The organism is Yersinia rohdei ATCC 43380 (assembly GCF_000173775.1).
In the GTDB taxonomy this organism is placed as follows: domain Bacteria; phylum Pseudomonadota; class Gammaproteobacteria; order Enterobacterales; family Enterobacteriaceae; genus Yersinia; species Yersinia rohdei.
Map to the genome: position 1 here is coordinate 502155 of NZ_ACCD01000001.1, position 16905 is coordinate 519059.

Consider the following 16905-nt stretch of genomic DNA (forward strand, 5'->3'; position numbering starts at 1 on the left):
CGATAGCTAAATTAGCTTATCGCCCTTTATTTTTCTTAGAGTGAAATTATCACCACACTCGTTACTGGCTCACTTAATGTACTGCACCTTCAGTTTTACGTTTTTGCGCACTCTTAAACTCATAAGCCAGTTGCTGTTTTTCTTTATCCAGCCCAACAGTAACTGAGCCGCCATCAACCAGAGAACCAAACAGCAGCTCATTTGCCAGAGGTTTCTTCAGATTTTCCTGAATAACCCGAGTCATTGGCCGTGCGCCCATCGCCTTATCATAGCCTTTATCAGATAACCAATTACGGGCTTCCTCACTGACTTCCAGTGATACACCTTTGGCATCTAATTGCGCCTGCAACTCAACGATAAATTTATCGACCACTTGCTGAATAACTGCAGGTGATAAGTGGTTGAACCAAATGATATTATCTAACCGGTTACGGAACTCCGGCGTAAACACTTTTTTGATCTCTTCCAACGCGTCAGTGCTGTTATCCTGCTGTTTAAAGCCAATTGAGGTTCGTTGCGTTTCCCGAACACCAGCATTGGTGGTCATCACCAGAATGACATTACGGAAATCAGCTTTACGTCCATTGTTATCCGTCAGAGTCCCGTTATCCATCACCTGTAATAACAGATTAAACACATCCGGATGGGCTTTCTCAATTTCATCCAGCAGCAGAACTGCATGAGGATGTTTGATAACCGCGTCAGTCAATAAACCGCCTTGGTCATAGCCGACATACCCCGGAGGTGCACCAATCAGGCGGCTGACCGTGTGGCGCTCCATATATTCAGACATATCAAAGCGTAGCAATTCGATATCCAGCGCTTTGGCCAATTGCACCGTTACTTCGGTTTTACCCACCCCAGTAGGGCCAGCGAACAGGAATGAACCCACAGGTTTGTGCTCATGGCCCAAGCCGGCACGGCTCATCTTGATTGCCTCAGTCAAGGCGTCAATGGCCTTATCCTGACCGAAGACCAGCATATTCAGGCGTTCGCTCAGATTTTTCAGCACATCACGATCACTGGCAGAAACGGTCTTTTCCGGAATGCGGGCAATGCGGGCAACGACAGATTCAATATCCGACACATTAACGGTTTTCTTACGTTTATTAATCGGCATCAAACGGCTACGAGCACCAGCCTCATCAATTACATCAATGGCTTTATCTGGCAGATGGCGGTCATTAATATATTTAACCGACAACTCCACAGCCGCACGTATCGCTTTTGCGGTATAACGCACGTCATGATGGGCTTCATATTTAGGTTTCAAGCCATTGATTATCTGGACGGTTTCTTCTGGCGTTGGTTCAGTAATATCAATTTTCTGGAAACGCCGCGCCAACGCACGATCTTTTTCAAAGATATTGCTGAACTCCTGGTAAGTTGTGGAGCCAATAACCCGAATTTTGCCACTAGAAAGCAGTGGTTTTATCAAGTTAGCAGCATCTACCTGCCCACCCGAAGCAGCACCTGCTCCGATAATCGTATGGATCTCATCGATAAATAGAATGCTGTCTTTGTCGTTTTCCAGCTGTTTAAGCAGTGCTTTGAAGCGTTTTTCAAAATCGCCACGGTATTTGGTGCCAGCCAGCAGTGAACCTATATCCAATGAATATAATGTGCATTCTGACATCACGTCAGGAACATCACCCTGCACGATCCGCCAGGCCAGACCCTCGGCGATAGCTGTTTTGCCCACACCAGATTCACCCACCAGCAGCGGGTTATTTTTACGCCGACGGCACAATACTTGAATAGTGCGTTCCAGCTCTTTTTCGCGGCCAATAAGCGGGTCTATGCCGCCAACGCGGGCCAGTTGATTCAGATTGGTGGTGAAGTTCTCCATACGGTCTTCCCCTCCTGCCTGTTCCTCATTCACCGGATTTTCTGCACCCGGTGCCTGACCCGGCTCATCTTTGCGAGCGCCGTGGGAAATAAAGTTCACTATATCCAGACGGCTGACATCATGCTTACGCAGCAGGTAGGCCGCCTGAGATTCTTGTTCACTGAAGATGGCAACCAACACGTTGGCACCAGAAACTTCATTGCGCCCTGATGACTGGACATGGAAGACCGCGCGTTGTAACACGCGTTGGAAACTGAGCGTCGGCTGAGTGTCGCGCTCTTCTTCGCTTACCGGTAATGTTGGCGTGGTTTGTTCGATAAACGCTTCCAGTTCCTGGCGCAATGCCACCAAGTCAACTGAACACGCCTCCAGCGCTTCCCGCGCGGCTGGATTGCTTAGCAATGCCAGCAATAGGTGCTCCACGGTCATAAACTCGTGTCTGTGCTCACGCGCTCTGGCGAAAGCCATGTTGAGACTGAGTTCAAGTTCTTGATTGAGCATAGGCACCTCCCAATAATTGCCTTAATCAGGCTTTTTCCAGCGTACAAAGCAACGGATGCTCGTTCTCCCTGGCGTATTGATTCACATGTGCGACTTTGGTCTCTGCCACTTCAGCAGTAAAAACACCACAAATCGCCTTCCCTTGATAATGCACATTGAGCATCAGCTGTGTTGCACGTTCAATATCATAAGAAAAGAACTTTTGCAGAACGTCAATCACAAACTCCATCGGAGTGTAATCGTCGTTGTTTAATATAACTTTATACATAGATGGCGGTTTGAGCGCCTCGATATGTTTATCTTTGACTAAATGTTCAAAATTTAGCCAATCGTTGTTCTTACCCATTGCCTGCCCATCGTTTCACTGAACCACACAGGAGCAATACCTCACTCCGGTTATAAGACCATTTCATCTAGATATCTATTATTATTTTAACATCACTTATGTCATAACGCCGCCAGAGAAAAAAGTAAGGGTATGAACGTTAAAAACGATTAAATTGTACCCAAATAAATGCAATAGCGTTAGCTACATCAAACTTTGCAACACTGACTGGGTCTGACAAAAGCCACCCTCTTGACGTTAAGGCCATTTCCACTAGAGTGTATTTTCGTGAGCTGTTGGAGTTTTAACCAACTTGCGCTCACTTTAACCAGTAATTACCTCATCTCGAACTAGAATAGCCTTGCGAGGAACGTAGAAGTATGGAGACGGGTACTGTTAAATGGTTCAACAATGCCAAAGGTTTTGGCTTTATTTGCCCTGAGGGCGGCGGCGAAGATATATTCGCCCACTATTCAACTATCCAGATGGATGGCTACCGCACGTTAAAAGCGGGTCAGATGGTTAACTTTGATGTCCATCAAGGGCCAAAAGGGAATCATGCTTGCCTGATTGTTCCACTCGAGTTTGATGGGGTATTGCAAGCAGCCATACCGCAGGAACTCGCTGCATTGGCCTGACACCGCGACCTCTGCCTGCATATCTCTGGCCTGGTATTGCCTAAAACACATTAGTGCTAAAGGTACGCCCGAGGCCGTGAATTGCAGACCTACATTAATAATTAAGATTAAAAAAATTTGCATTCAAAATGCCAGCCAGTCATGACTGGCATTTTTATTATGCCGCCAAAGTCGCTGGGGTCAACCCTCTCTTCAAGTTCATACCCGCAGTCGCCCAGGCTGATACGCCAACTTATTCACGCGCCAATGCATCAATAGGATTAAGCCGCGCAGCACTGCGGGCCGGCAGATAACCAAACACTACACCTATCACGGTTGAGCACAGGAAGGCGCTGAATAATGCCGCGGGCGGAAACGCGATTTTCCAGCCGGGTAAAAACATTTCCACAATCAGACCAATAGCAAAGGATAGCGTGATACCCAGCGCACCACCGACCAGGCAGACCAAAATTGCCTCGATTAAAAATTGCTGCATAACATCACTGGAACGCGCTCCAACCGCCATGCGGATGCCTATTTCTCGCGTCCGTTCAGTCACCGACACCAGCATAATATTCATCACACCAATCCCACCGACCACCAGCGAAATCACCGCCACCAATGTCAGGAACAATTGCATAGTTCGGGTGGTTTTTTCGGCGGTTTGCAGCAAGCTATCCATGTTGTATGTGAATATATCTTTCTTACCATGACGCATGGTCAATAATCTGACCAACTGTTGCTCGGCTTCTTTACTGCTATAACCCTCTTTGATGCGGACAGTAATCGAATCAAAATAAGAGCGCCCCATCAAGCGGTTCGCCATGGTGCTATAAGGAACCCAAATCCGTAGCGCTTTGCTGCTACCAAACATGGATTGCTTTTCCTCCACTACCCCCACGACGGTCGCGGGCATGTTGCCCACCAAAATGACTTGTCCAACCACCTCTTTGAGATGAGGAAACAACCGGCGTTGCGTATTGCGGTCAATAACTGCAACTTGTGACTGCCGCTCAACCTGCTCACGAGTGATGGCAGTGCCTTGTTCGAGTTTCATCCCATACACCCGAAAATACTGCTCACTGACCCCGGACACACTGGCTGCCACGTCAATATTGCCATAGCGCAGCCGCATACTCCCGGCAATCGTCGGAGACACCGCACTGACGTAAGACTGCGCTTTCAGTGCGGCCATATCGTCATAGACCAATGCCTGGCGGGTGCTGGGGTCGTCATCACCAAAATCTTTACCCGGATAAACATCAATGGTATTGGTGCCAATTGCGCGAATATCTGCCAATACCATCTGTTTGGCGGCATCGCCAACCACCAGGATGGAGACCACCGAGGCAATACCTATAATGATGCCCAGCATGGTCAGTGCGGTGCGCATTTTATTGGCAGACATTGCCCGCCAGGCCATCAATAAAGCCTCGCGAAAACGCCCCGCTAACTGCTGCCACGAAGGTGCCGGTGGCGTCAGGCTAATTGCCTCTGACTTGGCATCGGTTTGCTCTATTTTCGAACCTGAGTCGGCCATAATTCGGCCATCTTTGATTTCAATAATGCGCTCGGCCTGAGCTGCAACATTCGGGTCATGGGTCACAATAATGACGGTGTGCCCTTGCTGTTGCAGCTGTTTCAGAATGGCCATAACTTCAACACTCGAATGGCTATCCAGCGCGCCAGTCGGTTCATCAGCCAGGATAACCTGCCCGCCGTTCATCAAAGCTCGAGCAATACTGACGCGTTGCTGTTGCCCACCAGAAAGCTGATTAGGCTGATAATCAACACGCTCGCCCAGCCCTAACCGAGTTAATAGCAGGTTAGCCCGCTCACGGCGCTCATTCCTCCCCACCCCGGCATAAACGGCCGGAACTTCCACATTGTGGGCGGCACTAAGATGCGGCAGCAGGTGATAACGCTGGAAAATAAAACCAAAATGCTCACGACGCAATGCAGCCAGCGCATCATTATCTAACTCGGCAACATCTTGACCGGCGACCCGATAAACACCTGCGCTCGGCTTATCCAAACAGCCGAGAATATTCATCAGTGTTGACTTACCTGAACCCGAAGCACCAATAATCGCCACCAGCTCACCAGCGTTAATAGTGAGTGAGACATCCTGCAAGACATCAACCGTTTCTTCGCCGGATTGATAGCTACGACGAATGCCTTTTAATTCAAGCAATGCCGCCATTATGCTTCCTCCGTGCCGCCGCGGCTGACGATGACTTCCTCACCCAGAGCCAGTCCCGCAATCACCTGCGCATCCACATTATTACGGATACCAATAGTGACTTCGCGCTTCTCTTCTTTGCCGTCTTTTAATACCGAAACCTGATAACGATTAGTGCTTAACTCATCACCCAATGCGGATAATGGGATAACTATCGCCTGCGGAATATTTGCCAACTGAATTGATACCTGCGCAGTCATTTGTAAGCGTAATAACCGATCTGGATTCGGCACTTCAAAACGTGCTGAATAGAAGATGGCGTCATTCACTTTTTCTGGCGTCGGTTGAATGTCTTTTAACACCCCGTCAAAGCGCTTCCCTGGATCACCTAGCACCGTAAATGAGGCTTTCATACCGGGTTTTAGATGAATAACATCCGCTTCTGAGACCTGTGCATTTACCAGCATGGTGCTCATATCCGCCAAGGTCAGAATATTAGGCGCTTGCTGTGCCGCTATCACTGTCTGGCCTTGTAAAGTGGTGATTTGCACCACATCGCCATCCATCGGCGCTGAAATTTTGGTGTAGTCCAGATTAATATTGGCCGTATCCAGGCTAGCTTTGGTTTTATTAATTTGCGCATTAATGGTTCCAACTTGCGCTTTTTTCACCGCCACGGTAGTGCTGGCTTGATCCAAGTCCTGACGTGATACCGCCTGCAACTTTGCCAGCTCTTGCTGGCGGCGCAATGTCACCTCTGCCAGTTGCAGCTCTGCTTTCGCTTGCCCCAACTGCGCATGCAAATCCTGTAATGTGGCTTCCACTTCTTTAATTTGGTTCTGCGCCTGTTGCGGATCAATCATCGCCAGCAATTGTCCTTGCTTAACTTGATCGCCAATTTCCACATACAGTTTTTCTAATTGCCCGCTGACCTGTGCACCAACATCAACTTTGCGGACTGCATCGAGCTTACCGGTTGCCAATACATTTTGTTGCAGGTCACGGTTGGCCACCTTCACCGTTTGAAATTGAACCGGTGCCGGAGCCATTAAATGTCTGATGATGAAAAATCCAGCGATAATTAATACGGCAATGGCGCTAAACCAACGGCGCTGACTTCTACTTAACGACATCAAAGCAATGACCTTCCTTAATTTATGAAGTGACCAATCTGCTGAAAATAACATCTGTAATTCTTATTTAACTAAACCAAGTATCAATAGCTATCCGGCTAGAGAAGGAATCTAAGATATATTGAGCCTCTGTTTAGTTCCCGTTTGTTTCAATGCAGCTAGAAATACATTGATATAACGGATTTAATCATGCAAAACACAGAAAACACCCTATTAATCCCTAATGACATCAACCGTTGGGGGTTGATTACATTGCTATTCAAAGGGCATCAAACCCTCGGTGGTTCATGGAAAGAATTACAGTTTCGACTTAAATTTATTGCCCGCGCTTTAATTTGCCCCAAACTGACCTTTAACTTACTCGGTATATTGGTGAAGCAACCACTTCTTAGCAGCATGCTGCGGGCTCAACCTGACTTACCTTGTAAATTACACCGACCTTATCTGGCTAACACATTCAATAGTCGCCAAAAATTGGATGTATTACAGGAACATTTCCAACTAATAAATCAATGTATACCAGAGACATTACGTCGCAACTATTTACATCATTCACCTTATAAACTGGCCGAATTAACCGGCAAGAATGATGAAAAGTATTCTCTTTATTTGGGTAGTTTTCCAAAACTCAATAAGGAGGGTGAAATTACCTTGATGCTGGCCAATGAGCAACAACAAACACTGGCGCTGATCACCTTCAGCCTATTTTATTATCAAAAACAAAAAACGTTGTTTATTGGCGGATTACAAGGAGCGGATCCCGAAACCCCACACAGTGAAATTCAGACCACAACCAAAGCCTGTCATGGTTTATTCCCCAAACGTTTAGTGTTGGAAGCCACTTGTTGTTTGGCAGAACTGATGGGAATAACGCAGATAATTGCGGTCGGTAATGCCACTCATATTTATCAAAACTGGCGCTATCGGGCGAAGAAAAAAGATAAATTACACGCGGATTACGATAATTTTTGGATCTCTCTTGGCGGAAAACCCTGTGCGGAAGGCCATTTTAGTTTACCTGCCAGAATTGCGCGAAAACCACTGGAAGATATTGCCAGTAAAAAACGTGCCGAATATCGCCGCCGCTATCAATTACTCGAACAGCTCGATAACAGCTTAAACGCCCACTTTTCTCATCATTAAGGCGGCTTCTGCGCCACTGCGCGCAATAGCTTTCAAGTTGCAGATTACTGGCACTTAACACACCCAAGGAGTTGATGTAATTCAATGTGTTGGGTAAGTAATAGGCACCAAAAACTTTGCAACTTGAAGCTTGACGAGTAACCCGCAATTAATCTGCGCGCCCGCGCGCAAGCCACACCACGCGGGAAAACATTTTTTTCAGTAGCGGGGGAATGGATTCAACGCCACGTTCCCTCGCCTGATTGGTGACCTCAATAGCTAAATCCGGTTTGGAAGTGCGGTGAATAGCTTTTTCAATCACTTTGCGCGGTTGCATTTTAGCATTGACCGGAATAGCAGATATCCGGTGATAAACCTCATCAAACCCCGCACGATATAAAAAATGCTCCATGTCCGGCGCGGGCAAAATAGTCAATCGGTGGCGTTCATGACTGCGCCCGTCATCAGCCATATTACGTACTGTCGCCGCATACTTTTTGCCGGCATCATCACCGTCGGTCAGGGTATGCCACTGTATTCCCATCCTATTGGCAAATTTCAGCAGTGGGCGCAAACCACTTTGTGCAAACTCAATGACTTTTACCCCTTCAGCTTCAAAGTTATAACCGCACTGACGGGCCAATTCATTGAGCAGCCAGATTTCAGTTTCCCCCTCGACCAGTAGCCAGCAACGGGCAAATAATGCCGAGGGCCGATTGAAACGTATATGAAAAGCAATGCGGCGGCTATCTTCTGGGCTCATACCGCGCGGGCCAATGCGGTAAGTCGCCACCTTAGAAGACTCGCGAACTAATCGGCAAATGCTTTCAATGGGCACCAATGAAATTAATTCACCCGAGTTAGTGGTGGTGATGCGTTGCAGCGGAAGCTGGCTAAGTAGCCCCCATGCCACAGAGAGCATAATCGGATGGAGGCGAGTTTCGGGGTCTTCTACCAGCAGCAGCGGGCGAGCATGAGGGTCAAGACTCAATGTCCCTTTGGCTTGCAGCAATGTTGAAAACATCCCCAAAAGAATCAATCGCATACTGCGGCTGTTTGGCTCTGCCACCATGCGGTTAATGCTATCAAGGGCCAGCCAGGCCTCGCGTTCCGGCTGCGGCCGATAACGAGGGTTACGCTGGCCCACAGACTGGGAGCCAGACTCGGCAAAATAGTGCTCCAGTAGTTGGCGCATTGCCTCAAGCCCCTGCCGCAGTTCAGAATTAGTCAGCTTCTGCGGATGGCGAACCAGCTCGCGGCTTAACTGATCTAGCTGTTGATTTAATGCAACTTTATCCGGCTGCTGGCTGTTCTCGGTAATGGAGCTGCGTAATCGGCGTATAAAGCGCGCATCCCGCAATCGCAATACCGGATGCATCCGAATAACTCCGCGAGCCAGCTTTTCAATATCATGTAAGGCGAGTGGCTGCCCCTCTAAATCAAGAAAAGTGCGCCAGGTACAAACGGTGCCATCGTCAGCCAGCTCACCTTCAATGCGATAATAAATTCGATGTAAACCATCGTCATTTTTTATCCATAGCGGTGCTAACTGGCGGTAACGAGGGGCTCGCCAATGACCAATATCTTTTTCACAAAATGTGAAAATAATATGTAAATGACACTCTTTGGCACTTTCATCGCCTGCCGGATGATAAAAATCCTGCGAGGTAAAATGATAAAGTTGAGGTTCGGGGGATAAAAGTAAAGTCAGGGCATCTAATAAGCTGGATTTACCCCAGGCATTCTCACCAATAAGCACTGTATTATCATCAAGATTCAATGAAATGCGATTAATACCGCGAAAACCGACAATATCGACACGTTCAAGATACATGCTACGCCTCCGGTGCGAATTTATTCATGCTGATACTACCAAATAGCACTATTGGGTCAGCAAGCATAGTGGATTATCCTGATTATCCGAGATAAAAAGCCGGTTCTAAACTCGACGAAATGAAGGTTGCAGGAAAACAGGGCAATACGGATGCCACTTTACTCCGCCGAAAATTTTATATAGCTTATGCCAGCACTGGGCGCTATTGCTTATCAGATTATTGATACAGGTTGTTATAACCACAATTTCCCCGCTTAATATTTTAACCGCAAAACAGGACGGTATAACTCGTGTATTCAGGATTGCTGATCATTCTTTTGCCGTTAATTATTGGTTATCTGATCCCACTTAGCCACAAATCATTAATTCAATTGATCAACCGCTTATTAAGCTGGATGGTCTACGTTATTTTATTTTTTATGGGTATCAGCTTGGCCTTTCTGGAGAATCTCAGCGCTAACCTGCTGCTTATTTTCCAATACACCGGCATGTTCTTCCTGTGTATTTTTTGTGCTAACTTGCTCGCGTTATTTTTACTTGAGCGCAAGGCGCCCTGGAAAAACACTCACCGGCAGGAAGCATTACCCTCACGCCTGCACATGGCATTGGAATCATTAAAACTGTGTGGCGTGGTTATTGTCGGTTTTCTGCTTGGTCTAAGCCAATGGGCATGGCTGCAATTTGCCACTCAAGGCAGCGAAATGGCGCTGATTTTCCTGCTATTTTTAGTCGGGATTCAGTTGCGTAACAGTGGCATGACATTGCGCCAGATTGTGTTAAACCGCCGTGGTGCCATTGTGGCTTTAGTGGTCGCGGTCAGCGCATTGGCTGGCGGCGCGCTGGCGGCAGTATTGATGGGGTTACCGATTAAAACCGGCCTGGCAATGGCGTCTGGCTTTGGCTGGTATTCACTGTCAGGTATTTTATTGACAGATACATTCGGCCCAGTGATTGGGAGTGCCGCATTCTTCAATGATCTGGCCCGCGAATTAGTCGCCATCATGCTCATCCCCACCCTGGTGCGCAGCAGCCGATCCACAGCTTTGGGTCTGTGCGGTGCCACTTCGATGGACTTCACGCTGCCAGTATTACAGCGCAGCGGCGGGATAGAAATGGTGCCGGCGGCCATCGTGCACGGCTTTATACTGAGTTTACTGGCCCCCATCTTGATTGCTTTCTTTTCGTCATAACCGGCTTTCTTTTCGTCATAACCGGCTTTGGCGCAGTGAGTCATCCGATTCACTGCGCAGTCTCCCCGCCCAAACTGAATAAATTCTCATTCGCAGCAAAAGTTGCGCCAAATCAAAACAAGTTAAAGTTGCATTAAAAAAGCCTTTTTAAACCTTCATTGCACCTCTATGCTTTTAAACACGCATTACAAATGCAACTTTAAACAGGAAAAATAATTATGTTCTGTGTGCAATGTGAACAAACCATCCGAACCCCCGCAGGCAATGGCTGCTCTTACGCGCAAGGAATGTGCGGAAAAACGGCTGAAACCTCTGATTTACAAGACTTATTGGTTGCTGTGTTACAAGGGCTTTCAGCTTGGGCATTAACCGCCCGCGAGCTTGGCATTGTCGATAGCCAAATTGATAGCTTTGCACCCAGAGCCTTTTTCTCAACGCTGACCAATGTGAATTTTGACTCAGACCGCATCGTCGGTTATGCCAAAGAAGCCATTTTGTTACGTCAATCGCTGGCCATCCGCTGCCGCCTGATTGACCGCACCATTCGTGTTGACCACCCACTGGCCGAGCTGCAATTACTGTCAGATGACATCCCTACCCTGCAACAACAATCACAACAATTCGCGTTAAATAGCGACAAAGCTGAAGTAGGTGACGACATTCATGGCCTGCGGATGCTGTGCTTGTATGGTCTGAAAGGGGCGGCGGCCTATATGGAACACGCCTATGTCTTGGGCCAATCTGATGAGCAAATTTATGCTCAATATCATGCCTATATGGCGTGGTTAGGCACCCAACCTCGCGATGTTGATACCTTGCTCAATAACGCGATGGGCATTGGCAAAATGAACTTCAATGTGATGGCCATTTTGGACAGCGGCGAAACTCAGGCCTATGGTGATCCGCAGCCAACCTCGGTTAACGTTCGCCCAGTCGCGGGTAAAGCTATTCTTATCTCCGGTCACGACCTGAAAGACTTACAAATGCTGCTGGAGCAAACCCAAGGCACCGGAGTGAATATTTACACTCACGGTGAAATGTTGCCTGCCCACGGTTACCCAGAATTGAAGCGCTATCCGCATTTAGTCGGGAACTACGGCAGTGGCTGGCAGAACCAGCAGACAGAATTTGCCAAATTCCCCGGCCCGATCCTAATGACATCCAACTGTATCATTGACCCGAACGTGGGGAATTACGGCGACCGGATCTGGACGCGCAGCATTGTTGGCTGGCCGGGTGTTAATCACTTGGATGGCGAAGATTTTTCAACCGTTATTGAGCAAGCACAGGGCATGGCCGGCTTCCCATACAATGAGCTGGAACATCTAATTACCGTCGGTTTTGGCCGCCAAACCTTATTAAATGCTGCCGATACCGTGATTGACCTGGTTGCCAGTAAAAAGCTGCGCCATGTGTTCTTGGTTGGCGGTTGTGATGGCAGCCGCACAGAACGCAGCTATTTCACCGATTTTGCCCGCAGTGTGCCGCAAGATTGCATCATCATGACATTGGCCTGTGGTAAATATCGCTTCAATAAACTGGATTTCGGCACCCTGGAAGGCTTACCGCGCCTACTGGATGTCGGCCAATGCAATGATGCCTATTCAGCCATTATGCTGGCGGTTAAATTGTCAGAAAAACTGGGCTGCACGGTTAATGACCTGCCACTCAGTCTGGTCTTGTCCTGGTTTGAACAAAAAGCCATCGTTATCTTGCTGACCTTGCTGTCATTGGGGGTGAAAAACATTTACACCGGCCCAACAGCGCCGGGGTTCCTGACCGATAATCTCATGGGCATTCTCTATGAGAAATTTGGTATGCGGCCAATTACCACGGTAGAGCAAGATATGAACGAAATATTGGGTAATTAAGTCAAGACTATCGGCCCAGTCACTGCGGTGTTTTACCGCGGGCTGGGTTTTTAGCGATGAGTTTTACTGATGGTTTTTATACTGTTTTTATTGCCAATGACCTGATTTGTTGTGAGGCCCCGATGACAGATTTTATCCCAACCGATTGCCCAACGCCCCTCTGCCCTAACCGCATGCAAGTCCACTCCATCGAGCAAGAAACCCCCGACGTCTGGAGCCTGCGCCTCATTAATCATGATTTTTACCCTTATTTGCCGGGGCAATTTGCCTTAGTCAGTATTCGTAATAGTGATGAAACGCTACGGGCTTATACCCTTTCCTCAACGCCCGGGTTAAGCCCCTTTATTCAACTCACGGTGCGCTGTTTAGCAGATGGTGCAGGTTCCCGTTGGCTGACACAACAGGTCAAGGAAGGGGATTATCTGTGGTTGTCTGATGCACAAGGTGAATTTACCTGCGCCAACCATACTGATGACCACTATCTGATGTTAGCCGCAGGTTGCGGTGTGACGCCGGTGATGTCGATGTGCCGTGATTTACTGGCCCGCCCAACCCCGGTGGATATCCGGGTGATTTTTAATGTCCGCTCCCCGGCCGATGTGATTTTTGCCCACGAATGGCACAGCTTATTGCAGCGCTATCCGCAGCAATTGCACCTCACCTTGATGGCCGAATCAGAAGCAACTGCGGGGTTTATCGCCGGACGAATTAATGAACAGGTGATGCAGCAGGTCGCCCCGGATATTAATTGTCGCCGCGTCATGACCTGTGGGCCGGCGCCTTATATGGCGTGGGTCGCGCAGTATTGTCGCGAACAATCAGTACCTGCGGATCATTTCCAACAAGAGCAATTTCGCAGCGCAGATGAAGCCATTGATAACAGCAATGAATTGACAATGACCATCAGCCACCCACTGCGCCAGGTAAAAGTACCCGTCGGCACATCACTCTTATTTGCTCTGGAACAACACCAAGTGCCGGTGATGGCGGCTTGTCGTGCCGGGGTTTGCGGCTCATGTAAAACCCGCATTCTGCACGGCGAATATACCACCACCAGCACCATGACATTGACTCCCGCAGAGATTGCCCAAGGTTATGTATTGGCATGCAGTTGCCAGTTACAAGGTGATGTCCAACTGGCTTAAACCTATTTCAACCGCCCCCTATTGGCATATCTCTCGCATTAGTGGGGCAATTATTGCCAAACGCGCCATACTTTTACCTCAATGTACCTTATAGATTTCAAACTATAGATAGGTGGCAACTGAGTAAGTCTAAAGAGCTGTAATAACTCAATGACTTAGATAACAGCCAATCCTTCTGCACTTTGAAAAATGACGGGTATAGCCATTAATCCTTGAGGGAACAATTATGAAGCAAACCGTGGCGACACTGATCGCAAAAACCTTGGAGCAAGCCGGTGTTAAGCGCATTTGGGGGGTAACCGGAGATTCACTCAATGGCCTGAGTGATAGCCTACACCGCATGGGAACTATCGAATGGCTAGGAACTCGCCATGAAGAAGTTGCCGCTTTTGCCGCCGGAGCAGAAGCCCAGCTCACCGGGCAGTTGGCGGTATGTGCCGGTTCCTGTGGCCCTGGTAATTTGCATCTGATTAATGGCTTATTTGATTGTCACCGCAACCATGTGCCGGTACTGGCCATCGCCGCACATATTCCTTCCAGTGAAATTGGCAGCGGTTATTTTCAGGAAACCCATCCACAAGAATTATTCCGTGAATGCAGCCATTACTGTGAGTTAGTTTCCAATCCAGAACAATTGCCGCGAGTACTGGAAATTGCCATGCGCACAGCCATTCTTAAGCGCGGGGTTTCTGTCATTGTACTGCCGGGGGATGTGGCTCTACAGCCCGCGCCAGAAGATGCCACTGTGGTATGGCAAACCCCTAAATTGCCGTTAGTTCAGCCACTTATGAGTGAGCTGGCTATTTTGGCGCAGACACTAAATCAGGCGAAAAATATCACTTTGCTGTGTGGCAGCGGCTGTGCTGATGCCCATGATGAAGTGGTGAAATTAGCTGAACTGCTGCAAGCCCCGGTGGTGCATGCTCTGCGTGGTAAAGAACATATTGAGTGGGATAATCCCTATAGCGTTGGCATGACTGGGCTGATTGGTTTCGCCTCCGGCTATCATGCTATGCTCAATGCCGACACCTTAGTGCTGCTGGGGACACAATTCCCCTACCGTGCATTTTATCCCACCCATGCAAACATCATCCAAATTGATATCAACCCAGGGAGTATTGGCGCTCACTGCCCAGTCAACATGGCTTTAGTCGGCGATATCAAAACCACTCTCAGCGCCCTGCTACCACAGCTAGAAGCTAAAAATGATAATGCGTTTTTGACCAAAGCACTGGAGCATTATCGCACCACCCGCAAAGATTTAGACGGCCTGGCCACCGCCAATGACCATCAACCTATTCATCCGCAATATCTGGCACAGCAAATCAGCCACCATGCCAATGATGATACTATTTTTACCTGTGATGTTGGCACACCAACCGTGTGGGCGGCCCGCTACCTGACCATGAATGGTAAACGGCGCTTACTTGGCTCGTTTAACCACGGGTCAATGGCCAATGCCATGCCGCAAGCTATTGGCGCGCAAGCAACTGATCTTAATAGGCAAGTGGTGGCCTTGTGTGGCGATGGTGGATTCACCATGCTAATGGGCGATTTTCTCACCTTGGCGCAGCTAAAGTTGCCGGTGAAAATTGTGGTGTTTAATAACAGTGTGCTGGGTTTTGTGGCGATGGAAATGAAAGCCGGTGGTTATCTCACTGACGGCACTGACTTACATAACCCAGATTTTGCCGCCATTGCCAATGCCGCCGGTATCAAAGGGATTCGAGTAGAAAAAGCCACCGAACTGGATGCAGCGCTGGAAAGCGCATTTGCTCACCCGGGGCCAGTCTTGGTGGATGTGGTTACCGCCAAACAAGAATTATCCATGCCACCACAAATCAAGTTTGAACAAGCCAAAGGATTCAGCCTGTACATGCTTAGGGCTATTATTAATGGCCGTGGTGATGAAGTTGTCGAACTGGCAAAAACCAACTGGCTACGTTAATCACATCATCTCTCCCCACTAGCTCTTTTTCTGTTCTTCGCCAATGAACGCGGTTTTATACCGCAGTCATTGGCAACCTCATATGCATTTTCTCAAGCCAGTTAACTGTTTTCAGCTCATAGACAGATAAAAATTAAGCAGGTGCATGAGGCTGCTTAATTCACATTCTCATTCATAATATGCATCTTCAAATCATAATAAAATCGAGTCTATATTGAGGATAAATAAAATGGCAAAAAGCAATATGTCAGATTTCTCACCCTCTGCTGAATTAGTCTGCATACTCAGGGCTAAGTCTTACAATGAAAAAAGAGAGGGTTACAAAACAGATGATTATATCTCGCTATTAATTTCACATTCTTTAACCTCTTTTATTTCCATGACACAAAAATCATTCTTAATGCAGGACAATACTCTCTCGCCGCAGATACCGGTGGGCAGTTATGAGTTTTTAATTAGTCGCATAAAATACATAGATGAGTTTTTTCAACAGCATGCTGGTAGCTTTGCCAAAATTTTTATTCTTGGCGCAGGATTTGATTCCAGAGCCATTAGATTTCAGAATTTACTACAGCAAAGTCTCATTTATGAACTAGACCATCCCGCATCACAAAAGAACAAAATAGCTAAACTACAAGAGCTTAGCATCTATCCCCAAGCGAATTTACAGTATATTCCTATTGATTTTAATCAGGGGGATTTGGCAAATACATTGCAGGGATTGCCAATAACAAAAGGAGAAAAATACCTCTTTTTATTGGAGGGACTAATTATGTATTTACCCCCCAGCACGGTGGAGCATATTTTTTCAGCTATCAGCAACTATGCGCCCACCGGCAGCGAAATCATTTTCGACTATGTTTATTCTCATGTTCTTAGCGGAGAAAATACCTCATATGACTCAATTGAGATCGTAGAAGTGCTAAAAAACATCGGCGAACACTGGTTGTCCGGTATCGAAAAAAAACAATTAAACACTTTTCTCAATACCTATCATCTGACACTGCTTCATGACGTAGATGCCCATGCACTGGAACAGCGTTTTTTTACCAATCAACAAGGTAAGGTGCTGGTAAAACTCAATTCAGCACTGGCTATCGCCCATGCAATCAAATAAAAAACAAAATAAAATCAGCAAACAAACCTCTATTTCGAGCTTAATCTGCTATTTAAAACCAATAACCCTGT

12 protein-coding genes are annotated in these 16905 nt (G+C 47.5%); 7 read left to right on the plus strand and 5 right to left on the minus strand.

The features are described from left to right. Positions 1 to 73 precede the first annotated feature (73 nt). Both clpA and clpS read right to left on the minus strand, forming a co-directional pair. Positions 74 to 2350: an ATP-dependent Clp protease ATP-binding subunit ClpA gene (gene clpA, locus YROHD0001_RS14965; protein ID WP_032816013.1), complete on the minus strand. Its 2277-nt coding sequence runs from the start codon at positions 2348 to 2350 to the stop codon at positions 74 to 76. 25 nt (positions 2351 to 2375) lie between these two features. Then, positions 2376 to 2696: an ATP-dependent Clp protease adapter ClpS gene (gene clpS, locus YROHD0001_RS14960; RefSeq protein ID WP_004713350.1), complete on the minus strand. Its 321-nt coding sequence runs from the start codon at positions 2694 to 2696 to the stop codon at positions 2376 to 2378. A 359-nt stretch (positions 2697 to 3055) separates the two neighbouring features. Between clpS and cspD the strand changes: the two genes are divergently transcribed. Next, positions 3056 to 3313 (plus strand): cold shock-like protein CspD, encoded by a 258-nt coding sequence (gene cspD / locus YROHD0001_RS14955; protein WP_004713351.1) that lies wholly within the window; start codon positions 3056 to 3058, stop codon positions 3311 to 3313. Between the two features lie 232 nt (positions 3314 to 3545). On the opposite strand, the gene macB is transcribed toward cspD, so the two are convergent. After that, positions 3546 to 5495 carry a macrolide ABC transporter ATP-binding protein/permease MacB gene (macB, locus tag YROHD0001_RS14950; RefSeq protein ID WP_004713352.1) on the minus strand — a complete coding sequence of 650 codons (1950 nt, stop codon included), beginning with the start codon at positions 5493 to 5495 and terminating at the stop codon, positions 3546 to 3548. Continuing rightward, on the minus strand, positions 5495 to 6607 hold the full coding sequence (macA, locus tag YROHD0001_RS0117260; protein ID WP_032816056.1) for a macrolide transporter subunit MacA: 1113 nt from the start codon (positions 6605 to 6607) through the stop codon (positions 5495 to 5497). Before macA ends, macB begins: the two co-directional genes overlap by 1 nt. Positions 6608 to 6796: 189 nt before the next feature. Here macA and YROHD0001_RS14945 point away from each other — a divergent pair, with 189 nt between their 5' ends. Continuing rightward, a complete protein-coding gene (locus YROHD0001_RS14945) occupies positions 6797 to 7750 on the plus strand; it encodes a VirK/YbjX family protein (RefSeq protein ID WP_004713353.1) in 954 nt (317 codons plus the stop codon). 148 nt (positions 7751 to 7898) lie between these two features. Here the strand turns inward: YROHD0001_RS14945 and YROHD0001_RS14940 are convergent, their stop codons facing one another. Further along, positions 7899 to 9563: an ATP-dependent endonuclease gene (locus tag YROHD0001_RS14940; protein WP_004713354.1), complete on the minus strand. Its 1665-nt coding sequence runs from the start codon at positions 9561 to 9563 to the stop codon at positions 7899 to 7901. 290 nt (positions 9564 to 9853) lie between these two features. On the opposite strand from YROHD0001_RS14940, the gene YROHD0001_RS14935 reads away from it, so the two are divergent. The 5 genes from YROHD0001_RS14935 to YROHD0001_RS14915 all read left to right on the plus strand — a co-directional run bounded on the left by YROHD0001_RS14935 (position 9854) and on the right by YROHD0001_RS14915 (position 16834). Further along, positions 9854 to 10753, plus strand: a complete 900-nt coding sequence (locus tag YROHD0001_RS14935; protein ID WP_004713355.1) for a LysO family transporter — start codon at positions 9854 to 9856, stop codon at positions 10751 to 10753. 218 nt (positions 10754 to 10971) lie between these two features. Continuing rightward, positions 10972 to 12624 carry a hydroxylamine reductase gene (gene hcp, locus YROHD0001_RS14930; protein ID WP_004713356.1) on the plus strand — a complete coding sequence of 551 codons (1653 nt, stop codon included), beginning with the start codon at positions 10972 to 10974 and terminating at the stop codon, positions 12622 to 12624. Positions 12625 to 12746: 122 nt separating this feature from the next. Continuing rightward, complete coding sequence (hcr, locus tag YROHD0001_RS14925) at positions 12747 to 13769, plus strand: NADH oxidoreductase (protein ID WP_032816057.1); 1023 nt, start codon at positions 12747 to 12749, stop codon at positions 13767 to 13769. 226 nt (positions 13770 to 13995) lie between these two features. Beyond that, entirely contained in the window at positions 13996 to 15717 is a 1722-nt protein-coding gene (gene poxB / locus YROHD0001_RS14920; RefSeq protein ID WP_004713358.1) for a ubiquinone-dependent pyruvate dehydrogenase, read from the plus strand. A gap of 229 nt (positions 15718 to 15946) precedes the next feature. Continuing rightward, the gene (locus tag YROHD0001_RS14915; RefSeq protein WP_004713359.1) at positions 15947 to 16834 is read left to right on the plus strand and encodes a class I SAM-dependent methyltransferase; all 888 of its coding nucleotides are present in this window, start codon (positions 15947 to 15949) and stop codon (positions 16832 to 16834) included. Positions 16835 to 16905 lie beyond the last annotated feature (71 nt).